The following is a 22430-nucleotide window of genomic DNA, read 5'->3' on the forward strand; positions in this document are numbered from 1 at the left end:
GAGCGCTCAAAAAAACTTTACCCCGGCAGCGCTCTCTTCTACCCTGACGCAAGTAACCGGATACGGAGTGAACGATGCCCGCGCTCGCCAATACACCCACCGACAGGGATCTGACCGACTGGGACCGCACCCATAACCTGCATCCCTGGGCTGGTATCCATGGCTGGCGCAGGGATGACTACATGCGCGTCAACACCGCCGAGGGCATCCACATCTGGGACCACGCGGGCAAGCGGTTTATCGACGGGCCGGGCGGCATGTGGTGCGTCCAGATCGGTTATGGGCGACAGGAAATGGCCGATGCCATTGCCGCGCAGACCATGACCATGCCCTATGCGTCACCATGGTCCTTCACCACCGAACCCGCCGCCATGCTGGCGCGCAAACTGGCCGACATGACGCCGGGCGACCTCAACACCGTGCATTTCACCACCGGCGGCTCGACCGCCGTGGACACCGCGATAAGGGTGATGCAGTTCCTCAACAACCGCCTCGGGCGGCCCGAGAAAAAGATCGTGATCTCGCGCGAACGCGCCTATCACGGCTCGACCTATCTGGCCGCGACCGTCACCGGCAAGGAACGGTTCAAGACCCGGTTCGACAAGGCTGACGATCTGGTCCGCTTCCTGCCCGACGTGAACCCCTACCATCGCCCCCAGGCCATGAGCATCGAGGCCTGGTGCGACGAAAAGATCGCCGATCTGGAAACCCTGATCGCCCAGGTAGGGGCGGACCGGATCGGCGCCTTCATCGCCGAACCGATCCTGTGCTCAGGCGGCGTCGTCGTCCCGCCCCCCGGCTATCACCGCCGCACCCGCGAAATCTGCGCGCGCCACGACATTCTTTACATATCGGACGAGGTCGTCACCGGCTTTGGCCGCCTCGGCCACTGGTTCGCCTCGCAAGAGGTGTTCGGCATCACCCCAGACATCATCACCTGCGCCAAGGGCCTCACCTCGGGCTATCTGCCGCTCGGGGCCTGCATCATCTCGGACGCGGTCATGGAACGGATCGCCGGGCCGGATGAGAACGACGTGTTCTACAACGGCTATACCTATTGCGGTCACCCGGTCAGTTGCGCCGCCGCCCTGAAGAACATCGAGATCATGGAATGCGAGGATATCCTTGGCCATGTCCGCCGCGTGACCCCGCATTTTCAGGATCGCCTGCGCCATATCGGCGAGACCTTCGATATCGTCGGCGATGCCCGCGGCATGGGTCTTCTGGGCTGTCTCGAATGCCGCCTCGACCCGGGCAACAACAGCTATGCCCGGCAACAGAAATTCGGCGCGGAACTCGATGCCGCCTGCGAGGACATGGGCCTCCTGCTGCGCCCCTTCGGCAACATGGCGGTATTCTCGCCGCCGCTCATCATCACCGGGGCGCAGATCGACGAGATGTTCGACATCATGGAGGCGGGTCTTACCCGGCTGAGCGCGGAGTATGCCGCCTGACGCGCATCTTCCAGTCCGCGCGCCACATCTCGAACCAGGCCACCATCTCGCAATAGGCCCAGACCGGGCCGCAATCGCGCATCCCGCATTTATGCAACACCCGCCGCGAGGCGGCGTTATCAGGATCGGTGCAGGCCACCACCTGTCCCAGATCGGTCTGCTCGAATGCAAAACGCAGCAGGCACTCGCATATCTCGGTGGCATAGCCCTGCCCCCAGACGTGTGGCAGCAGCATGTAACCCACCTCGACCGGGTTCTCGGGCCAGACGTCGGGGCGCACCTGATGCCACGGCGTGTCCTTTTCGTCGAACGGAACCGGGGTCAGCACCCCGTCTCCAATCCTCTCCCCGGTCGCCGTGACGGTGACGGTCCACGCTCCTATCCGCCCGCCCGCACCACGCCGTACCGCCTGCACCATGCGCCGCGCGACCTGCGCGGGGGTCAGCGGGTCGGTGACATAGCGCACGACCTCCGGGTCGGTCAGCAACGCGCGCTGGATATCCTCGTCCTGCGGCGCTAACGGTCGCAGGGTCAGCCGCGGCGTCCGCAGCACCAGCGCCTGCGGATCAAGCGGCGCGATCATGCGGGCTTGCGGCCCCGGATATGGTGCGGACAGTGCTCGCCCGTCCGCAGCACCGGCACCATCGCCTGCCATGTCTCGATCTGATGCGCGATAAACGCCGCATCATGCCGCGCCTCCCAGTCTGCGCGGTTCGGCCCGGACAGTTCCTGCAACTCCGCCGCTGCCTCCCCGGCATACCACGGGCTGCGGTTGACCAGTTCGACATCCCTGAACCCGGCCCCATCCATGGCCGCGCGGTAACGTTCCGGCGAGGCCATGGCGAAATCCAGCGCTTCCAGCCGGATGTAATGCGCCATCTCCGCCGAGGGCGCGCCGTCATGCGACCGCAGCCAGTCCGACGCGGCAAACCGCCCGCCGGGTTTGAGCACCCGGAACGCCTCGGCCGCCAGCGCCTCCTTGTCGGGAATGTGGATGATAGAATCCTTGGAAAACACAACGTCAAAGCTCTGATCCCGAAACGGAAACGGCCCCGGAACAACCTTCTCGACCGTGATTCTGTCGCTCAGCCCCGCCGCCGCCACCCGCGCCCGTGCCGCCGCGCAGACCGGATCCTCAACATCAATTCCCGTCACATGAGCCGCGCCATGCTCGCGGACCAGCAGAACCGCGATCGCCCCCGACCCGCAGCCGATATCCAGAACATACTTGCCTCGCAAGTCCACGCCATCAAGGACCCGCGCCACCTCCTCCGGCCCGCCCGGAGACAGGAACCCCTCGCCCCACAGATCCTCGAGAAAGGCAATATGGCTGTCATCGTAAAGGTCTTCACCGGACATGACCCATCCCCCAGATAAACTCTTCCCGCCGACCAGTATCCCGTGAAAACACCCTGCAAACAAGTCATTGCCTCAACCGCCAGAGGCATCGCACCTCATCATTCCACTGAATGTTCATTCAATCAATTGCCATCGACCACAAGGATTGGTAACGCTATGACACAGCCGCACCGGACCGGAATACGCCATGACCCAGCCCCTGCCCACCCACACCCGGACCGTCATCATCGGCGGCGGTTCCATCGGGATCAACACCGCCTATCATCTGACCAGACTGGACCATGGCGACGTGATCGTTCTGGACCAGGGTCAACTCACCTCGGGCACCACATGGCATGCCGCCGGCCTGATCGTGGCGGGCCTGCTGAAATCCGAGGCCGAATGCGAAATCTACACCCACGGGCGCGATCTCTATGCCCGGCTTGAGGCGGAAACCGGCATTTCAACTGGCTTTCGCGATGTGGGTTACCTGCAGATCGCCGGCAATGACGAGCGCGTGCACGAAATGCGCCGCGTCGCCCCCTTCATGCGCCGCTTCGGCATCAACTGCCACGAGATTTCACCCCGCGAGGCGCAGAAGTTGTTTCCCATCGGCGACCTGAGCGACGTCAAGGCCGCCTTCTACATCCCCGAGGACGGCCGCGCCAATCCGGTCGACGTCACCATGTCGCTGGCCCGCGGCGCGCGCAACGGCGGCGCGCGCAACGGCGGCGCGCACATCGTCGAAGGCGTGCGCGTGACCGATATCCTGACCCGCAACGGCACCGCCACCGGGGTGCGCACCGCCGACGGACAGACGATCACCGCCGAAAACGTGGTCATCTGCGGCGGCATGTGGTCCCGGCAACTGGGCGCGCGCGCGGGTCTCAACCTGCCGCTTCAGGCCGCCGAACACTATTACCTCATCACCGAAACAATCCCCGACCTGCCCCGCGACCTGCCGGTGCTCGAGGATCCCTCGACCTATACCTACTACCGCGAAGAGGTGGGCGGCATGATGCTGGGCCTTTTCGAGCCTCAGGGCGCAGCGTGGAACCTCGGTGGCATCCCCGACACCTTCCAGTTCGGCGAGATCGACCCGGACTGGGACCGCGTCGGCCCCTTTCTGGAACTCGCCTATTCCCGCGTGCCCAAAACCCTGAACTACGGCGTGAAAAAACTCTTCTGCGGCCCCGAAAGCTTTACCCCGGACCTTGCCCCGCTGGTCGGCCCCACCCCCGAATTGCGCAATTGCTGGGTCGCCTGCGGCATGAACTCGCTCGGCATCCTCAACGGCGCGGGCACCGGCATGGTGCTGGCCCACTGGATCGTGGACGGGTTGCCGCCCGTCGATGTCACCGCAATCAACGTCGGCCGCTTCTCGAAATCCCACAGCACCCCGGCCTTTCGCCGTGACCGCACACCGGAATTGCTGGGCAAACTCTTTGGTCAGCATTTCCACAACGAAAGCCCGAAAACCGCGCGGGATGTGAAACGCTCGGTCCTCTATGACCGGCTGAAGTCGGCAGGTGCCTATTTCACCGAAGGCAATGGCTGGGAACAGCCCGACTGGTTCGCCCCCTCGCCCGAAGAGGCCCGGATCGACACCTACAGCTGGTTCCGCCAGAACTGGTTTGACTGGCACGCCGCCGAACACCGCGCCGCGCGCAAGGATGTGATGCTGATGGACATGTCCTCGATGTCCTGCTTTCTGGTGCAGGGCCGCGATGCCTGCGCGCTGCTGTCGCGCCTGTCGTGCAACGACGTGGATGTCGCGCCCGGTCGCGTCGTCTACACCGCCTGGACCAACGAACGCGGCGGGTTCGAGGCGGACCTGACCGTCACCCGGCTGGAACGCGACAAATTCATGGTCGTGGTCGGCGAAAATTCCCACGGCCACACCGAAATGCGCCTGCGCCGCCATATCGGCGCAGACGAATTCGTCACCGTCACCGATGTCACCGCGGGTCGCACGCAGATCAACATTCACGGGCCCAGAGCGCGCGACCTGCTGTCGCGTGTGTCCGGCTCGGACCTCTCGAACGACGCCTTCCCCTTCATGACCGCGCGCGAGATCGACGTGGGCTATGCCGTGGTGCTGGCGATGCGCGTCACCTTCATCGGCGAATTGGGCTGGGAACTGCACGTTCCCGCCACGCAAGCGGTGCAGACCTATGACCTGCTGATGCAGGCCGGTCAGGATCTCGGCCTGCGCAATGCGGGCATGCAGACGCTCAATTCCCTGCGGCTCGAAAAGGCCTATCGCGATTTCGGTATCGACGTGGACAATACCGACAACCCGATCGAGGCAGGCCTCGGCTTTGCCGTCAAACTCGACAAGCCCGGCGGTTTCATCGGCCGCGACGCCCTGACCGCGATCAAGGCACGCGGTACGCCACACAACCGGATGCTGCAATTCCTGCTGCACGACCCCGAACCACTGCTGCACGGCAACGAACTGATCTATCTGGGCGAGGCGCAGGTCGGCTATATTCAGGTTGGCGGCTATGGTCACACTCTGGGCGGCGCGGTCGGCCTCGGCTTTGCCGGGCTGGATCGCCCCCTGACCGAAGAGATCGTCGAAAACGGTGACTGGACGCTCGAGATCGCGGGCAAACGCTTTGCCGCCACGGCCTCGCTCAGACCGCTCTACGACCCGCAAATGGCAAAGATCAGGGCCTGAGCGGTCGCGTTGCCCCCAACAGCCTGACGCAACCGCGGCCCCCGGCGTCGCATTCCCCCATTCACGGCGGACCCCCACCATGCTAAGCCAGTCATGGTCAGATTACCGAAAGACCGCGCCATGAGCCATGAAATCCGCCTCGCCTTCGAGCATCCCGCCGCCCGCGCGCGCGCCACATCGCCCGATGGCCCGCTGGATCGCATCTCGGTGCGCGACCACGTGGTCGAGGTCGAGATCGGCGCATTCCAGTCCGAACGCGGCACGACACAGCGCGTCTCCTTCAACGTGGTGGTCGAGGTGCGCCCCGCTACCAATCCGCTCGACGATGACGTGGACCGCATCCTGAGCTACGACAAGGTGACCGAGGCAATCGCCACGGAACTGGCTGCAGAGCGCCTCAACCTGCTGGAAACGCTGGCGGAACGCATCGCCGAGCGGATCCTGTTCGAACCGCAGGCGGTGCGCACCTTCGTGCGGATCGAGAAACTCGACCGCGGTCCCGGCGCCCTGGGTGTCGAGATCGTCCGCTCGGTCGATGACCTCAAGACCAAGCCGGTCGCTCCCCACCATGACACCACCCCGCATCCGCATGTGGTGTTCCTGACCAATGCCGCAATCCGCTCTCCCAATCTTGGCCAATGGCTCGACCAGCTCGAGGCACGGGCCGAACCGGTGATCCTCTGCGTCGGTCGCGCCGATGTCGATGCACCACAGACCGGACGGCGCATGACCCAGCGGCGCGTCGATCTGCTGGCGATGGAACAGAACGCCTGGGTGCTCGCGGGGCGCGACGACCGCTGCGTCGTCGTCGCCACCCGCACCGAGCTTGACTGGGCGATGAAGAACGGCCAGATCAGTGTCTGGGCACCCTCCAAGATCGTGCTCGACGCGGTGGACGGGCCGGGCCGGGCCACGGACGATCCCGTCGCACTTGCGGCATGGTTCGCCGGCCATATCGAGGCTTCCGACCTGCTGCTGATCGGCGAGGCCCCGCCGAAATCCTGCCGGGTGCCGGTCCTGATCCAGGACATCGCGCAATCGGGATTGTAAGCGCCGCGCCGGGGTGACCCGACGGGGTGAGGCGCCTGAACGCAGAGGCATATATAGGCCGGGCTTCAGCCTGGCCCGCATGGCATGGCGAGGCGAGGCGGAACCCCGCCGTGCGAAAGCCGTGATCGAACCGCCCGTCAATAGCGCGCGCGCTCTACCCGACCACCTGGGCGGCAAATCCGAACAAGAACCCGCTCCGCGTCACTCCCCTGTCGATATCATACACACCTGAAGACATGTCATATATGAAATGTTTCAACCGCCATCCTTGCCCCTCGAACTCCGGCCTTGACCCTGGCCCCACACGCCCTTACCCACCCCCGCATCGCGGCACGTGCCAGACCGAACGGACACTCCATGCCCTATTATCGCCCGATCCCCCGCACCGACCGCGCCCGCCCCGCAGGCGCCCTGCCGCTCGCCGGCGGCTGGTGCTGGTTCGACACCGTCGAGGTGCTCGACCGCGCCACCCCTGCGCATCTCATGTCCGCCGCCGACTTGCCCACCGACATGGCGGATCGCCTGACCGCCCCCCGTGCGCCCATCGCGACGCTCGACATGGGGCAGCCACAGATCATGGGCATTCTCAACGTCACACCCGACAGCTTTTCCGACGGAGGCCAGCATTTCGATCCCGGGGTCGCAATCGCCCATGCCCGCGCCATGGCAACAGCAGGCGCCGCGATCCTCGATATCGGCGGCGAATCCACCCGCCCCGGCTCTGCCCCCGTCGCCATCGACGAAGAGATTGCCCGCACCGCGCCTGTCATCGCCGCAATCCGCGCCCAGACGGCCACACCGATCTCGATCGACACCCGCAAAACCGCCGTTGCCCGCGCCGCGCATCACGCCGGGGCCAATCTGATCAATGACGTGGCCGGTTTCACCCATGACCCCGATCTCGCGCCCTTCGCCTCGCGTCACGCCCTGCCGGTCTGCGTGATGCACGCCCAGGGCACGCCCGAGACGATGCAGCAGGATCCGCTCTACGATAACGTCCTGCTCGACATCTACGACTGGCTCGCCCGGCGAATCGAGGCCCTCATTGCCCTGGGCATCCCCCGCGCGTGCATCGTGACCGATCCCGGCATCGGCTTTGGCAAGACGCAGGCACACAACCTCGCCCTCCTGCAGAACCTGTCACTCTTTCATGGCCTCGGCTGCCCGGTCCTGCTCGGCGCCTCGCGCAAGCGTTTTATCGGCGACATCAGCAACACGCCGGTGGCTGCAGACCGGATTCCCGGCTCGCTCGCCGTGGCGCTGTGCGCAGTCGCACAGGGCGCGCATATACTGCGCGTGCATGACGTGCCCGAAACCCGCGCGGCACTTGACCTCTGGCGCGCCGTCACCTTTGCCTCTACCCCTTGACTTGCCGGATTGCGATCTCTGGCACAGGTTTATCCAAGGATTGTGTGAAATTGATTTTTATAATCTTACCAAGCCGCACACACCTACTGTTTTAGCCCTGAACCGCACGGTTCGTATTCGCCATCCGCGTCCGAAAACGCGACGCGACGCGCCCCATCGGCTCGTCCTCACGCCGGTCAGCACGAACGCCACGGCGCGCGGCCAACGCGGCGGCAGCACCGTGGTCGACTGATCGGAGGGATATCCTGTATATCGCGCTCATCCAAAGCAGAAGGGCACCCACGACGGGTGCCCTTTACATTTATATTTCAATTGGTTCAGTTCTTTTCCTGATCCACCAGCTTGCCGGCGCTGATCCACGGCATCATGGCGCGCAACTTCTTGCCCACCTCTTCGATCTGATGCGCATCATTCATCCGGCGGGTGCCCTTGAAGAACGGCTGCCCGACGGCGTTCTCCTGCATGAAATCACGAACAAACCTGCCGGTCTGAATGTCGCGCAGAATGGCCTTCATCTCCTTCTTGGTCTGCTCATAGGGCAGCACCCGCGGACCGCTGACATACTCGCCATATTCGGCCGTGTTCGAGATCGAATAGTTCATATTGGCAATGCCACCCTCGTAGATCAGGTCGACGATCAGCTTCACTTCGTGCAGGCATTCAAAGTAAGCCATTTCAGGGGCATACCCCGCCTCCACCAGCGTCTCGAACCCCATGCGGATAAGTTCCACCAGACCACCGCAGAGCACGGCCTGCTCGCCGAACAAGTCGGTTTCGCATTCCTCGCGGAAGTTGGTCTCGATGATCCCCGAGCGCCCACCACCGATAGCCGAACAGTAAGAGAGGCCAATTTCCAATGCCTTACCGGATGCGTCATTGTTCACCGCCACCAGGCAGGGCACGCCGCCGCCCTTGACATACTCGCCGCGCACGGTGTGGCCGGGGCCCTTGGGGGCCATCATGATGACATCAACGCCCTCTTTCGGCTCGATCAGACCGAAATGGATGTTCAGACCATGTGCAAAGGCAATCGCCGCGCCGGGACGGATGTTGTCATGTACATATTTGCGATAGGTTTCGCCCTGCAATTCGTCGGGCATGGTGAACATCATCAGATCACACCAGGCCGCCGCCTCTGCGATGCCCATGACCTTGAGCCCCTCGGCCGCGGCCTTGCGGGCCGACTTCGACCCCTCGCGCAGTGCAACGACCAGGTTTTTCGCGCCCGAATCTCGCAGGTTCAGCGCATGGGCATGGCCCTGGCTGCCGTAGCCCAGAATGGCGACTTTCTTGTCCTTGATCAGGTTGATGTCGCAGTCACGATCATAATAGACGCGCATGGTGTTCTCCTCTTTGCTTTGACTGACTGCAGGATAGGGATTCCAAATCTACTTTCTGAACAATACTGATTTAATATCTGAAAATTTGGTGATAATCATTCATTTAAAAATGATTTGGTAAAATTTCATGCTGACCGATACTGATCGTCGCATCCTGCGCCACTATCAGCACGATCCGATGCTGGGGCCCGCCGATCTGGCCGACCGGGCCGGAATTACCCCTGCCACCTGCGCCCGCAGGCTCGACCGGATGCAGGCGGCAGGGATCATTCGCGCCAACCGCGCCGTGATTGACTGGCGCGCGCTCGGCTATGAGGTTGAAGTGAGCCTGCGCATCACCCTCGACAAAACTCAGCCGCGTGCCTTTGACGAATTCATAGCCACCGCAAGAAACGTTCCAGAAGTCATTGAGATACAGACATTTCTTGGCCGTGTAGACTTGCGTCTTTCGGTCATTGCCCGCGACATGGCGCATTATCAGCAGCTCTACCGCAGCGCTATCCTGGACCTGCCCCACATTGCCGATATCGAGGCGTTGATGCATGTGGCGCGGATCAAATCCGACGAGGTGCTGCCGGTATGATCGCGCTCGATACCACCGACCGGCTGATCCTGCGGGAACTCGTCCGCGACGCAACCCAGCCCGCCAGCACAATCGGGCGCAAACTGGGCCTGTCGCAGCCCGCCGCATGGCGACGAATTCGCAGGCTCTATGACAGCGGGGCCATCAAGGGCCAGAGGCTCGACCTCGACCATGAAAGACTTGGGTTCGGCGTGACGGTGTTCCTTGGCGTCAAGCTGGCCACCAAGGGGCGCGTCAGCCTGGACGATTTCGAACGCGCCGTCTCGGCCATCCCCGAGGTGCAGACGGTCGAGCATATCCTGGGCCTCTATGACTATCGCCTGCGGGTCGTGGCTCGTGACATTTCCGACTTCGAACGGGTATTGCGGCGGCGCATCATGACGCTGCCTGGAGTGGGGGATGTGGAGGCAAACGTGCTGTTGAGCGAGGAACGCCGTCCCGGCCCGATTGGCTAGACGGCGGGCTATGGACTTATGCCCGGAGGCTTGGCATCTTGCCGCCAACCAGCAGGAGTTGCACCATGACCGCCCTTCTCGACAATATCGACCCCGACGGCCTCTTGGAATACTCGGTCGTCTTCACGGATCGCTCACTAAATCACATGTCATTATCCTTTCAACATGTTATGCGGGATATCTCATCCATGCTGAAAGAGGTTTACAACGCCGACGCCGTGGCGCTCGTCCCCGGTGGTGGCTCTTACGCGATGGAGTCCGTGGCGCGACAGTTCGGACGCGGGGCTCATGCGCTGATCGTGCGCAACGGCTGGTTCTCCTTTCGCTGGACGCAGATTTTCGAAGCAGGACAGTTCTCTTCTGACACCACCGTCTGCATCGCCCGTCAGACCGGCAACGCTGCGGTGGCCCCTTTCGCCCCCGCCCCTATCGAAGAGGTCACTGCCAGAATCCGCGAGACAAGGCCCGATGTGGTCTTTGCCCCGCATGTCGAAACCTCGGCAGGCCTCATCCTGCCCGACGACTATGTGACAGCGCTGGCCAACGCAGCCCATGAGGTCGGCGCACTGATGGTGCTCGATTGCATCGCGTCAGGCTGCGTCTGGGTGGACATGAAGGCCACCGGGGTCGATGTGCTGATTTCCGCCCCGCAGAAGGGCTGGTCAGCCTCACCCTCTGCCGGGCTGGTAATGCTGTCAGAGCGAGCCATGACGCGCCTTGACGAAACGACGTCGGACAGCTTTGCACTCGATCTCAGAAAGTGGCGCGCGATCATGCAGACCTATGAGGATGGCGGACATGCCTATCATGCCACCATGCCCACCGATGCACTGCGGGCGTTTCGCGATACGATGATCGAGACGCGCGATTACGGGTTCGAGAAGTTGCGACAGGCGCAATGGGAACTGGGCAACGGTGTACGTGCGATGCTGGCCGCGAGCGGCGTCACCTCGGTTGCCGCAGAGGGATTTGGTGCGCCCGGTGTAGTGGTCAGTTACACAGATGATCCCGACATTCAGAACGGCAAGAAGTTCGCCGCCAAAGGGATGCAAATTGCCGCAGGGGTGCCGCTGAAATGCAATGAGCCAGAGGGGTTCCGCACCTTCCGACTTGGCCTTTTCGGGTTGGACAAGCTCTATGATGTGCCTGCCGCGCTGAACCGGCTGGAAACAGTTCTGAACAAGGTACTCTAACCTCAACCGCGCGCGCCAAGACCCATCTGCATCAAGGTCTTGCGCACCGGGGCCAACGAATAGATCGCACTCAGCGCTTGCGCGCGTGCATCCCGCAAGGGCTGTGCGCGCAGCATCGAGGCACGATTGAGCAGGTCGATGCCCGTCACCCGCGCCCGCACCTCCAGATGCCTGCGGCGGTGATAGGTTTCCAACATCTGCCGATCGCCCAGACGCTCTGGCGCGGCTTCGGCCAATTCCAGCAGCACCCGCATATCGCCAAGGCTCATGTTCAGCCCCTGCGCGCCAATCGGCGGCACCACATGCGCGGCCTCGGCCACCAGCGCCACGCGCTCGGCATACATACGTTCCGCCATTTGGCTGATGATCGGCCAGACCGTGCGACGCGAGGCAAGCGTCAGGGGGCCGAACATATGACAGGAGCGCGTGTTCATCGCGGCCTCGAAGGCAGCTTCCGGCAGGTCCGCGAGCCGCACCGCCTCTGGCCCCTCCTCCATCCAGACCACGGCGGAAGAGGGCCGTCCATCATGATCAGGCAGCGGCACTAGCGTAAAAGGCCCACCAGAGCGGTGAATCTCGGTCGAAACGTTTTCATGCGGGATCGGATGCGTGGCCGCAAAGGCCAGCGCCTTCTGCCCATAGCGCGTAGTTTTCACCTCCACTCCCGCAGCCTCGCGGACGGGTGAATTGCGGCCATCTGCGGCGATTACCAGACGACAGCGCACCCGAGTGCCGTTACTCAACCCCACGCGCGCCTCGGTCTCGCGGGTGAACAGCGTGACGGCACCAATACCGGGCAGGAAAGTTACCCCCGGCAGACTCTCCAGATGCGCCACCATCTCGCGGCGCAAGAGCCAGTTGGGCAGGTTCCAGCCAAATGGCTGATCGGAAATATCCGAGGCACAAAATTCCCTGACCACACGCGGCGCGGGTATTTCTCCGCCCGCGTCGACGATCCGCATCACCTGCAGATCGGTGGCATATGAGGCAAGGCGTCCCCATAACCCGGCCCGCTCCAGGAGTACCTGCGCCGGCTGCAGAAAGGCGGTGGTGCGCAGATCCGACCCTTCGGCCTCGCGCGACATGACGGGTGGGGCGGGGTCGACGCAGAGTACGGAAAATCCCGCGCCGCCAAAAACCGCCGCTGCCGTTAGGCCGGCGACACCGCCGCCCGAAACAACGATGTCATATTCCGCATATGTCACATCAAACACCCTGTCGCCCGGACGCATCGCCTTCAGTTTAACCGCGCGAGATCATCAGCAAGAGCATCCATATCACCGGCACCAGCGCCAGCGCGGGGATATAAAGCCCCGGAATACCCCAAAGTGCAACGCTGGTCGCCCATCCGGCAAGGAATATCGCCACACTCACGAGAATGGGACCAACAACGGATGCATCGGGATCGTCCTGCGTCTTGTCATACGTGGAGGCAGGTGCCGAGCGGGATATTGTCATGATTGACCTCTTTGAGATTATGAAATTCCATTCCTGCAAATAGGAACCGCCCCGGCCACTCAAAGAGACGTTTCGCCGCAGCGGACCTGCTTCAGATCAGGCGGGCCAGAAATCCGCCGAGATCGTCGGTATGATGATGGATATGCTCCGCCTCGATCCGTTCCGGTGCCACATGAACGGTGCGCATGCCCATCGCATGCGGCGCGGCCAGATTGCGCGGATCATCCTCGAACATCGCAGCGGAGCCGGGCGTCGTCCCGTCTCGAGCAAGAATCGCGTGAAACGCCTCCGGCTCGGGCTTGGGCCGATAGCCTGCGTGTTCAACGCCATAGATCGCATCAAACGCACCCGAGAGTCCGCGCCGCGCAATCACCCGCTCGGCATAGGGGGCAGACCCGTTGGTATAGACGATCCTGCGCCCCGGCAGTGCACGGATCGCCGCGTTCAGTCCTGGATCGGCCTCCAGATGATCCAGCGAAATATCATGCACCTCGCGTAGATAAGGGCCTGGTTCCAGATCATGGAGCCGCATCAACCCTGCAAGCGTCGTGCCGTGATCACGCCAATAGGCCTGGCGCAGCCGGTCCGCCTCGGCACGGGATACGTTGAGCGTGTCCATCACAAACTGCGTCATCCGCGCCTCGATCTGATCAAACAGACGCGCCGAGGGCGGATAGAGCGTGTTGTCGAGGTCGAAAACCCAAGTGACGACATGGTTGAAATCGAGCATTGGCATGGGTCAAACATAGATAGGCGTGACAACGGGCGCAATCGGCCAAGGCTTGATCCCCGGCCCAAAGCGCGTAAGGTCTTTCGACGTCAGACAAAAGAAACGGACACACCGATGAAACCGCCTCCGACCGATGCCTACTCGCTGATCCTCGAAGCCATCGACGTAGGCATTTTCAAACCCGGCGACCGTCTGGTCGAAAGCGATCTGGCAGAGCGCTTCGGGGTTTCGCGCACCCCCATCCGCGAGGCGCTGCAACGACTAGAGACGCAATCCATGTTGACTCGCGATGGACGCAGCCTGATCGTGGCCTCGCTGGATTACAACCAACTGGCCGAGCTATACGTGGTGCGCGCTGAACTCGAGGGGTTGGCGGCCGGGCTTGCAGCCCGTCACGCCACGCCCGAAGAGGTGCGCGTGTTGCGCGACATGGTCGAGGATGACCGATCGCTGTTGGGCAAACCCTCCGAGATGGCGCGTGCAAACCGCCGGTTTCACAAACAGATTCACCTTGCCTCGCACAACAGGTTTCTGGTGCAGCAACTCGATCTGGTGCATCGCTCCATGGCGCTTCTGGCAACCACATCGCTCGCCGCCGAGGGACGAGACGAGGACGCTCTAAAGGAACATAGCGCCATCGTCGCCGCGATCGAGGCCCAGGACGAAAATGCCGCTACGCAGGCCCTGCGGGATCATATTTCAAAGGCCTTCGTGACCCGGCTCAAGCTTGATTCCGGAGAGGTCAAATCCACCGTCTGACATGCGCCGCCCGCCAGCAGCCACCGACAGACCATGCGCCGTCTTGTCCCAGAAAAAGGGATTGAACACCAGTTCATAAAGCGCCTTGTATGCGGCAATTGCGCCGAGCGGTGCATAAAAATGCATGCTCGGAACCCAAAGCAAGAGATGCCGGTGCTTGCGTCCCGAAACCGCCAGCATGTAAACGCTGAGACCAAGCACTTCGACCATCAGGAACAGGCTGCCGACGCCGACCATCAGACTGCGCGGCAGAACCGAATCCAGCGGATGTGGCAGTCCAAGGATAACCAGCCAGAACGACCAGAGAAACGGCGCCAGCAGGAATTGTGATAACGCCGAAACAAAATGCGCCTGAAACCCCCAGAATTTCCGAGCGCCGAGTTGGTGAAACAACAGGCGTGGTCGCCGCATATGCACCAGATAGGTCGTCATGTAGCCTTTTAGCCATCGCGAGCGCTGTTTGATCCAGGGCCAGGGGCGGCAATTCGCCTCTTCCTCTGTCACAGTAGATACCATCTCGGTCCTGTAGCCGTGCCGCGCCAGACGGAATCCCAGATCGGCATCCTCGGTCACATTATGCGCGTCCCATCCACCCAGTTTCTCTAGCACGTCGCGGCGGAAATAAAGCGTCGTGCCACCAAGCGGAATTGCCAGACCAAGGCGTGTCATGCCCGGCAGGATCATGCGGAACCAGGTGGCATATTCGATGGTGAAACAGCGCGCCAGCCAATTCTGCGTCGGGTTGTAATAGTCGAGTATGCCCTGCAGACAGGCCACATCGCGTGGGGCCTGCTGAAACCGCCGGGCAACGACAGTTATCTGATCCGGGTCGGGGGCATCCTCGGCGTCGAAGATGCCGATGATGTCGCCCCGACAGAAATCGAGGGCGTAGTTCATCGCACGTGGCTTGGTCCGGGGCTTGCCATCGGGCACGACGACCGGCCGAACCCAGGGTGGCAGATCAATAGCCGCCAGAGTGGCCCTGGTCAGTTCATCCTCTTCCTCGAGTACCAGAACGACATCAAGTAGACATTTGGGATAGGTCAGACGGCTGAGACGGGCAATCAGCGCATGGGCAATCTCGGTCTCGCGAAAGAGCGGCACCAGGATCGACACCTTGGGGAGTGGGTCCAATTCCACGGCCTTTGGCCCGGTCGCCCGATCATCGGTCGTGGCGGCAAGGACAGCGGCGGTTTTCAACCCGGCAGAGATCAGCAGGGTGAAACAGGCCCAGACCACGAAGATGGTGAACACCACCACCGGAAAGACAAGGCTGAGCGCGGCGATCACGGTCATGGCCGCAAGGCTGACCCGCAGTCGCCTGACGATGGAGCCGCCCCATGCGCGGCAGCTTTCGCTCTCGGGCACGCGGGTCTCTGCCAGGTCACGCAGCAGGTCGCGATGATCGTGGGCAACTCGGTCCTGAATCGCCCGTCTGGACGCGAGACTCGGGCGCGAACGACCAATGCCCGGGGGCAGGATCGGACGCAAGGCGTCCAGGTTTTCGGGTCTGCCGGTCACAAGTTCAGGCTCACCGGAGGCCGATTTCACCGCGATGATCTCGTGCCGGAGCAGAAACCGGGGATCAATCCCGATATCATAGCTTTGCGCGGCATCCAGATCGTCGCAAGTCAACCGGCGCACAGAAAGGCGGCGGGCATGCGCCCTGAGCAGATCGTCCTCGCTGGCAAGGCCCTCGGCCTGCAAGATCTGGTCGACCGAGGTATCGCAATACTGCCGCACCATCTCGGCGCGTGCCGCGTCGGATGCGCTGATCGCGCCTGCGCGCACCAGATCGCGCCCAATCCGATGGATCTGCACGCCTTCGAGCCGGTTCCGCGCCCCCAGATGGCGCAATTCGGAAATGCCCATGGCCCTAGCCTTTTCCTGCTTTCGGAAACAAGACTAAGGTGCGTATGGTTAACTATCTTTTAACAAGCGACCCAAAAACAAAATCAACTGCCTGCATGCCCGGCCATCGAAGCCGCGAACCGCTCGAAGAGATAAAAGCTGTCCTGCGGTCCGGGGCTGGCCTCGGGGTGGTGCTGCACCGAAAAAACCGGGCGGTCTTTGATCCGTATGCCACAATTTGAACCATCAAAGAGTGAAACATGGGTTTCCATCACGCCCTCGGGCAATGTCTGGCTGTCGACTGCAAAGCCGTGATTCATCGAGGTGATTTCAACCTTGCCGGTCTCCAGATCCTTGACGGGATGGTTGGCGCCGTGGTGGCCGTGATTCATCTTGATGGTTTGCGCCCCCAATGCAATCGCCAGCATCTGATGGCCCAAGCAAATGCCAAAGACCGGCAGGCCACGGTCGAGAACGCCGCGGATCATCGGCACGGCATATACGCCCGTCGCCGCCGGGTCACCGGGGCCGTTCGACAGAAACACACCGTCTGGTGAATGCGCCAGCACATCCTCGGCCGTGGCAGTCGCGGGCAATACGGTGACCTCACATCCGGCGCTGGCCAGACAACGCAGGATATTGCGCTTTGCCCCGTAATCCACCGCCACCACCTTGTGACGCGCCTGCGTCTGGCGCTGATAACCTTCGGGCCAGGCCCAACGCATCTCGTCCCAGCGGTAGGACTGCGCACAGGTCACGTGCCGCGCCAGATCCATCCCTTCCAGCCCGGCAAAACCGCGCGCCTTGGCCACCAGCGCCTCGGCGTCGAACCGGCCTCCCGGATCATGGGCAAGGGCCACATGCGGTGCGCCCTGTTGACGGATCGCGCGGGTCAGACGGCGGGTGTCGACCCCACCGATGGCAATCCGCCCGCGTCGCGCCAGCCAGTGCGTCAGATGCTCCTGTGCACGCCAGTTGCTCGGATCGGTCGGATCCCATTTCACCACCATCCCCTCGGCCACTGGCTCGGCGGTTTCGTCGTCGTCGAGGTTGACGCCGGTATTCCCGATATGCGGGAAGGTAAAGGTCACGATCTGCCCGGCATAAGAGGGATCGGTCATGATCTCCTGATAGCCGGTCATCGCGGTGTTGAAGCAGAGTTCCGCCGTGGTTTCACCGGTTGCCCCAAACCCATGGCCATAAAAGAGTGAGCCATCGGCCAGCGCGAGACATGCAGTCGGACGAGAGCGGGACGCATGGGCCATGAAAAGGTATCTCCGGCTGTGCAAATTGGCGCATTCCTACGGGCCAGCCCCTGTCGGGTCAAGGCCAAGTTCAATACATGAGGCGCCGAGCCGGTGGTTGCCATGCCCCGCGCTTTTCGATAGGCTCCTTCTCTTGTGACAGGTCATGGGGATGGAATGAATGGAATTGCGTGAACGGGTCAATCAGGCCCTGAAACAGGCGATGAAGGACAAGGCCACCCGCCGTCTGGCCACCCTCAGACTGATCAACGCCGCGATCAAGGATCAGGAGATCGCCGGGCGCAGCGCAGACGGCGTCACCGCAGTGGGAGATACCGAGATCCTCGCTATCCTCGCCAAGATGACCAAGCAGCGCAACGAAAGCGTCCGCGCATACGAAGAAGGCGGGCGGCTTGATCTGGCGGAGCGCGAGCGCGAGGAAATCGCGGTGATTGAGGAATTCCTGCCCCGTCAATTGGATGATGCCGAGATTCTAAATGCTATTGACAAGGCCATCGCCGATGTGGGGGCGACCTCGATCCGCGACATGGGCAAGATCATGGGAAAGCTCAAGGAGCGCCACGCCGGGCAAATGGATTTCGGGGCCGTGGGCCCGCAAGTCAAGGCACGGCTGGGTTAACCCGCAGGCGGCGCGGGCGAGCGAAGGGTATCGGCCAATTCGGCATAAAGCGTCTTGCGTTCGTCTTCGGACAGAAAGGCGCCAATTTCGACCTCGCGCCCGGCCCCATTGATTGTGATGTAATAAGTCACCGGCCCGCCATCCAGATGCACATGCACGCTTGCCCAATAGCGATTGCAACTCCATTCCTGCACATCGCCGCGCGGATTGGTGCGCCTCAGATGCAGCTTTTCTGGCCCAATGGTGAGCACCTCTTCGATGCGGGCGCTGGAATAGCTTTGCTCCAGCGCCCACCAGATGCCGCCTACGGCCATCAGCAGAAAAGGCAGAACGCCCCATAACACGAAAGTGCCCAGAAGCGGGTAAAGCGGTATGGTGATCAGCGTGAACGTGGTCAGCACAAAGGCTGCAAACCCGCGACGCGGCAACGACCGATGTGGCCAAAGCGTCAACCTGATATCCTGTTCCGGTCCGTGCGGCTGTGTCCATTGATACGGCATGTCCGGGTTCTAGCCTGACTATTGAGAATGAAAAGGAGCAATGCGCTGCCACATGTTCATGGCAGGCTTGAAACGCGCGGAGAGCCTGTAAGCCGGATTCTGTCCTCCCGCTCCGGGGAACGGGATGGATGACCATTCCTCTTGACGCTCTGTCACCAGCGCGCCTCCAGCTGCCAACCCGGACCGCCGGGCCAAGACGTGCCTGCGGGCGGTATCGCGGGACCGTGATCCCGGACCAGCCCCCGCGTGCGGTCCCTATTTGGCATTGCTCCCGGTGGGGCTTGCCGTGCCGGTCCGGTTGCCCGTCCCGCGGTGGGCTCTTACCCCACCGTTTCACCCTTGCCTACGACACGCGCGGGCGGTTTCTTTTCTGTGGCGCTTTCCCTCGGGTTGCCCCGGCCGGGCGTTACCCGGCACCGTTGCCTTGTGGAGTCCGGACTTTCCTCGCCCCCGGATCTTCTCCGGGACCGCGGCCATCCGGCCCTCCGCGCAACGCCCCACTTAGGCGCTTGCCCTCCTGCGGTCAACGGGGAAGCGTCGGGCAAGATCTCCAATCAATGCGGAATCCACCGCATCGAGCGGTCCTGTGACCGCGGGGCGAAAGCGCATGCGAAAGGCTCTGAGCACGTCATCTGGCATGTTCTCGCCTGCTACAGCATAACCAAACGCCTGCGCATCCCCCACAAAGCGCGCGGCAAGATCCCCTGCCCCGGGCGTTACCTGCATCTGCGGCCAAACCGACAGGCCCCGCATCGCCAGCCTGCGCCAGTCAAAGTGCGGTCCGGGATCGGATTTGCGCAAGGGCGCCATGTCGGAATGAGCAATCATCCTTTCAGGTGCGATACCCCAACGGCCCATGACTTCCGGCAAGAGACGTTCTAGCGCTGCCATCTGCGGCTCGGGAAAAGGATGCGCGCCGGTATTGACCAGTTCTATCCCGATTGAGCGCGAATTCACGTCCGTTACATCGCCCCATTGCCCAGCGCCCGCGTGCCAGGCGCGCATCTCTTCCTCAACGAGGCGCAGAACCTCGCCCGTCTCCGAGATCAGGTAATGCGCAGAGACCTCCGAACCGGGATCGCATAGTCTTTCCAATGCCGCGTCAAGGTTCTGCATGCCGGTGTAATGCAGCACGATCATGTCCGGTTGCGCGCCTTCGCGACGCGGCCCGTAATTGGGCGAAGGGTGCGGAAGGACCGCAGGGTGCGCCTCAGCGCACCCCTGCATCATCCACCAACCGCATTGCGGAACGGACTGGGATCCCAGTTGCAGGCGTAACCATCCCCATCCGGGTCAAGCCCGAGGCGATCCCTTTCAGGTCCACCACGTTTCAGGAACTCCAGTTGTGCCTGATCAGGCGACGGGAACTGAGCACAGTTGCGTGCAAATTTGCTGTCCTTGTTCAGTCCGATCCGGCGATAGATCGGCGTGCCGACTGCATGATTGCTGGCCAGCGCATAGGCCACGATATTGGGGCCGACATCGCCTGGGCGGCTGCCGATCGCCTCCGGCTGCACCACCTGATATTGCGCGCGCGTCTGTGCGATTCGCGCGGCGTCCTCTTCAATCGTGCGCTCTGCCCCTACGGCGTCAAAGTTGTTTTCCTGTGAAATGCCGACCGAGTTCACCACCGCGGACGGCACTTCTGCCGGATCGGAAGACGCCGCCCCGAGGTCTAGCGCGGCGCGGGTGTCGGCGGCGATGCTTGCCGGATCCGAGGGTGGAACCAGAGCCCCGGTGGTGCGCAACGGTTCACTTGAAACAGCTGTCGGCGGCGGCAGGGCATTGCCCGCAAGGGCAGCCTCGCGCGCCGCCTTCTCGCGCTGATAGGCGTCATAATCACCGAAACCGACGCCTGCGCCGCTGTCGGGGATCGCCGGAGAACAGGCAGTCAGGACCGCCAGGGTCACCGCACCTATAAAGAAACGCATTTGCTTTGTCCTGCCACAAGCTGATTTCGGGAGGTGTCTTACCACCATTTCGACGGTTTGGCCACAAACCCGGCGGCCTGTTCAAGCGCATAGGCGGTATTGAGCAGATCCCCCTCGTCCCAGGGCCTGCCAATGAGTTGCAGCCCCAGAGGCAACCCCTGGCCATCCTGTCCCGCAGGCACGGCGATCCCCGGCAGACCAGCCAGATTGACCGTAACCGTGAAAACGTCGTTGAGATACATTTGCACCGGATCGGCATCTGTCATCTCACCCAGGGCAAATGCGGCGCTTGGCGTCGCCGGAGTCAGGATGGCATCGATACCTTGGTCAAACACCTCTTCGAAATCGCGCTTGATAAGCGCCCGCACCTTGCGCGCGCGGTTGTAGTAGGCATCATAGAACCCCGCCGAGAGCACATAGGTCCCCACCATCACCCGGCGCTGCACTTCGTGGCCAAAGCCTTCGGCGCGGGTCTTTTCATACATCTCGGTGATGCCGTCACCCTGTGCCAGTTTCGCCCGATGGCCATAGCGCACCCCGTCATAGCGCGCGAGGTTCGAGGATGCCTCGGCGGGAGCGATCACGTAATAGGTCGGCAGCGCATATTTCGTATGTGGCAGGCTGATGTCGCGGATTTCGGCCCCCGCATCCCTTAGCATTGCGGTGCCATCGGCCCATAGCCTCTCGATTTCGGAGGGCATTCCGTCCATCCTGTATTCCTTGGGGATACCAATCACCTTGCCGCGAATATCGCCGGTCAGCATCGCCTCGAAATCCGGCACAGGAATTTCGGCAGAGGTGGAATCCTTGGGATCATGCCCGCACATCGTCTCCAGCATGATCGCCGCATCACGTACCGATTTGGTCATCGGTCCGGCCTGATCCAACGAAGAGGCAAAGGCCACGATCCCCCAGCGGGAACAGCGTCCATAAGTCGGCTTGATGCCGGTGATGCCGACAAAGGCAGCGGGCTGGCGGATCGAACCGCCGGTATCCGTGCCGGTCGCGGCAAGGCAGAGATCCGCGGCCACCGCACTCGCCGACCCGCCCGAAGAGCCGCCCGGCGTAAGGGCAGCAGCATCATTGCCGCGCCGCCACGGATTGACGGCATTGCCATAGCAGGAAGTCTCGTTCGAGGATCCCATGGCAAACTCATCCATGTTGAGCTTGCCCAGCATCACCGCGCCTGCATCAAACAGGTTTTGTGTCACGGTTGACTCGTATTCCGGCTTGAATCCTTCGAGAATGCGACTCGCGGCCTGTGACGGCACACCCTTGGTGCAGAACAGATCCTTGATCCCGAGCGGAATGCCGCACATCGCGGGCGCATCACCTGCCCTGATCCGGTCATCTGCGGCCCGCGCCTGAGTGCGCGCAAGATCCGGAGTGTGATGTGCAAAGGCGTTCAACGCGCCTGCTGCCTCTATGGCTACCAGACAGGCCTCGGTCAACTCGATGCTCGTGACCTCGCCCCGGCGCAGCGCGTCACGCGCCTCGGCAATCGTCAGTCTGTTGAGATCCGTCATCATTCCACCACCTTGGGCACGGCAAAGAAACCCTCACGCGCGTCCGGTGCATTCGACAGCACCTTGGCCTGCCGATCGCCATCCGTCACCACATCGGCGCGCCGCTTGAGTCGCATCGGCGTGACAGAGGTCATTGGTTCGATCCCCTCTACATCCACCTCGCTCAGTTGTTCGATAAAGCCGAGGATGGTATTGAATTCCTGCGCCAGCGCAGGTAGCGCCTCGGCATCCACGCGGATGCGCGCCAGCTTGGCCACCTTGGCGGCGGTTTCAAGATCAATCGACATGAGCATCTCCCATCGTCCGGTCGTGCCTGCGTTTAGCGCC

Annotated in this window: 22 protein-coding genes and 1 other RNA gene; 9 read left to right on the top strand and 14 right to left on the bottom strand. The window is 62.4% G+C overall.

Translation table 11 applies throughout. The features are described 5' to 3' along the window. The first annotated feature begins 74 nt into the window (after positions 1 to 74). Entirely contained in the window at positions 75 to 1454 is a 1380-nt protein-coding gene (locus BSG08_RS07645; RefSeq protein ID WP_093034608.1) for an aminotransferase, read from the top strand. On the opposite strand, the gene BSG08_RS07650 is transcribed toward BSG08_RS07645, so the two are convergent. Both BSG08_RS07650 and BSG08_RS07655 read right to left on the bottom strand, forming a co-directional pair. Then, a complete protein-coding gene (locus BSG08_RS07650; protein ID WP_175544723.1) occupies positions 1423 to 2037 on the bottom strand; it encodes a GNAT family N-acetyltransferase in 615 nt (204 codons plus the stop codon). The two genes, BSG08_RS07645 and BSG08_RS07650, sit on opposite strands and share 32 nt — an antisense overlap. Further along, entirely contained in the window at positions 2034 to 2813 is a 780-nt protein-coding gene (locus BSG08_RS07655) for a methyltransferase domain-containing protein (protein ID WP_093034614.1), read from the bottom strand. Before BSG08_RS07655 ends, BSG08_RS07650 begins: the two co-directional genes overlap by 4 nt. 187 nt (positions 2814 to 3000) lie before the next feature. Between BSG08_RS07655 and BSG08_RS07660 the strand changes: the two genes are divergently transcribed. From BSG08_RS07660 to folP, 3 genes are all read left to right on the top strand, one after another. Continuing rightward, a complete protein-coding gene (locus BSG08_RS07660) occupies positions 3001 to 5475 on the top strand; it encodes a GcvT family protein (RefSeq protein ID WP_093034616.1) in 2475 nt (824 codons plus the stop codon). A gap of 120 nt (positions 5476 to 5595) precedes the next feature. Then, positions 5596 to 6525, top strand: coding sequence for a dihydroneopterin aldolase (locus BSG08_RS07665; RefSeq protein ID WP_093034619.1), 930 nt, complete (start codon positions 5596 to 5598; stop codon positions 6523 to 6525). A gap of 357 nt (positions 6526 to 6882) precedes the next feature. Next, on the top strand, positions 6883 to 7893 hold the full coding sequence (gene folP, locus BSG08_RS07670; protein ID WP_093034622.1) for a dihydropteroate synthase: 1011 nt from the start codon (positions 6883 to 6885) through the stop codon (positions 7891 to 7893). Between the two features lie 317 nt (positions 7894 to 8210). On the opposite strand, the gene ilvC is transcribed toward folP, so the two are convergent. Next, entirely contained in the window at positions 8211 to 9233 is a 1023-nt protein-coding gene (gene ilvC, locus BSG08_RS07675) for a ketol-acid reductoisomerase (RefSeq protein WP_093034625.1), read from the bottom strand. A 127-nt stretch (positions 9234 to 9360) separates the two neighbouring features. Here ilvC and BSG08_RS07680 point away from each other — a divergent pair, with 127 nt between their 5' ends. The 3 genes from BSG08_RS07680 (at position 9361) to BSG08_RS07690 (ending at position 11464) form a co-directional block, all read left to right on the top strand. Further along, on the top strand, positions 9361 to 9816 hold the full coding sequence (locus BSG08_RS07680) for an Lrp/AsnC family transcriptional regulator (RefSeq protein ID WP_093034628.1): 456 nt from the start codon (positions 9361 to 9363) through the stop codon (positions 9814 to 9816). Beyond that, positions 9813 to 10271: an Lrp/AsnC family transcriptional regulator gene (locus tag BSG08_RS07685; RefSeq protein WP_093034629.1), complete on the top strand. Its 459-nt coding sequence runs from the start codon at positions 9813 to 9815 to the stop codon at positions 10269 to 10271. The genes BSG08_RS07680 and BSG08_RS07685 overlap by 4 nt, the downstream gene beginning before the upstream one ends. A gap of 65 nt (positions 10272 to 10336) precedes the next feature. Continuing rightward, on the top strand, positions 10337 to 11464 hold the full coding sequence (locus BSG08_RS07690; protein WP_093034632.1) for an aminotransferase class V-fold PLP-dependent enzyme: 1128 nt from the start codon (positions 10337 to 10339) through the stop codon (positions 11462 to 11464). A 2-nt stretch (positions 11465 to 11466) separates the two neighbouring features. Here BSG08_RS07690 and BSG08_RS07695 read toward each other — a convergent pair whose 3' ends face one another. From BSG08_RS07695 to BSG08_RS07705, 3 genes are all read right to left on the bottom strand, one after another. Beyond that, a complete protein-coding gene (locus tag BSG08_RS07695) occupies positions 11467 to 12669 on the bottom strand; it encodes a UbiH/UbiF family hydroxylase (RefSeq protein ID WP_245770625.1) in 1203 nt (400 codons plus the stop codon). A gap of 37 nt (positions 12670 to 12706) precedes the next feature. Continuing rightward, positions 12707 to 12922 (bottom strand): hypothetical protein, encoded by a 216-nt coding sequence (locus tag BSG08_RS07700; protein WP_093034638.1) that lies wholly within the window; start codon positions 12920 to 12922, stop codon positions 12707 to 12709. A 91-nt stretch (positions 12923 to 13013) separates the two neighbouring features. Further along, on the bottom strand, positions 13014 to 13658 hold the full coding sequence (locus BSG08_RS07705; protein ID WP_093034641.1) for a pyrimidine 5'-nucleotidase: 645 nt from the start codon (positions 13656 to 13658) through the stop codon (positions 13014 to 13016). 108 nt (positions 13659 to 13766) lie between these two features. On the opposite strand from BSG08_RS07705, the gene BSG08_RS07710 reads away from it, so the two are divergent. After that, complete coding sequence (locus BSG08_RS07710; RefSeq protein ID WP_093034644.1) at positions 13767 to 14411, top strand: GntR family transcriptional regulator; 645 nt, start codon at positions 13767 to 13769, stop codon at positions 14409 to 14411. Here BSG08_RS07710 and BSG08_RS07715 read toward each other — a convergent pair. Together BSG08_RS07715 and carA are read right to left on the bottom strand one after the other, a co-directional pair. Further along, positions 14352 to 16283, bottom strand: coding sequence for a glycosyltransferase (locus tag BSG08_RS07715; RefSeq protein ID WP_093034647.1), 1932 nt, complete (start codon positions 16281 to 16283; stop codon positions 14352 to 14354). The genes BSG08_RS07710 and BSG08_RS07715 overlap by 60 nt on opposite strands. An 83-nt stretch (positions 16284 to 16366) precedes the next feature. Then, the gene (gene carA / locus BSG08_RS07720) at positions 16367 to 17527 is read right to left on the bottom strand and encodes a glutamine-hydrolyzing carbamoyl-phosphate synthase small subunit (protein WP_093034650.1); all 1161 of its coding nucleotides are present in this window, start codon (positions 17525 to 17527) and stop codon (positions 16367 to 16369) included. A 160-nt stretch (positions 17528 to 17687) separates the two neighbouring features. Between carA and BSG08_RS07725 the strand changes: the two genes are divergently transcribed. Further along, on the top strand, positions 17688 to 18146 hold the full coding sequence (locus tag BSG08_RS07725) for a GatB/YqeY domain-containing protein (protein WP_093034653.1): 459 nt from the start codon (positions 17688 to 17690) through the stop codon (positions 18144 to 18146). Here BSG08_RS07725 and BSG08_RS07730 read toward each other — a convergent pair. From BSG08_RS07730 to gatC, 6 genes are all read right to left on the bottom strand, one after another. Beyond that, positions 18143 to 18646, bottom strand: coding sequence for a DUF2244 domain-containing protein (locus tag BSG08_RS07730; protein WP_093034656.1), 504 nt, complete (start codon positions 18644 to 18646; stop codon positions 18143 to 18145). The genes BSG08_RS07725 and BSG08_RS07730 overlap by 4 nt on opposite strands. 72 nt (positions 18647 to 18718) lie before the next feature. After that, an RNA gene (gene rnpB / locus BSG08_RS07735) (RNase P RNA component class A) lies at positions 18719 to 19135 on the bottom strand. A gap of 12 nt (positions 19136 to 19147) precedes the next feature. After that, positions 19148 to 19873: an N-acetylmuramoyl-L-alanine amidase gene (locus BSG08_RS07740; protein WP_483880126.1), complete on the bottom strand. Its 726-nt coding sequence runs from the start codon at positions 19871 to 19873 to the stop codon at positions 19148 to 19150. Next, positions 19873 to 20577, bottom strand: coding sequence for a hypothetical protein (locus BSG08_RS07745; protein WP_093034659.1), 705 nt, complete (start codon positions 20575 to 20577; stop codon positions 19873 to 19875). The genes BSG08_RS07740 and BSG08_RS07745 overlap by 1 nt, the downstream gene beginning before the upstream one ends. 38 nt (positions 20578 to 20615) lie before the next feature. Continuing rightward, a complete protein-coding gene (gatA, locus tag BSG08_RS07750) occupies positions 20616 to 22103 on the bottom strand; it encodes an Asp-tRNA(Asn)/Glu-tRNA(Gln) amidotransferase subunit GatA (RefSeq protein WP_093035157.1) in 1488 nt (495 codons plus the stop codon). After that, the gene (gatC, locus tag BSG08_RS07755) at positions 22103 to 22390 is read right to left on the bottom strand and encodes an Asp-tRNA(Asn)/Glu-tRNA(Gln) amidotransferase subunit GatC (RefSeq protein ID WP_093034662.1); all 288 of its coding nucleotides are present in this window, start codon (positions 22388 to 22390) and stop codon (positions 22103 to 22105) included. The genes gatA and gatC overlap by 1 nt, the downstream gene beginning before the upstream one ends. Positions 22391 to 22430: the final 40 nt, after the last annotated feature.

The sequence above is a fragment of the Roseovarius azorensis genome, assembly GCF_900109455.1.
Lineage (GTDB): Bacteria > Pseudomonadota > Alphaproteobacteria > Rhodobacterales > Rhodobacteraceae > Roseovarius > Roseovarius azorensis.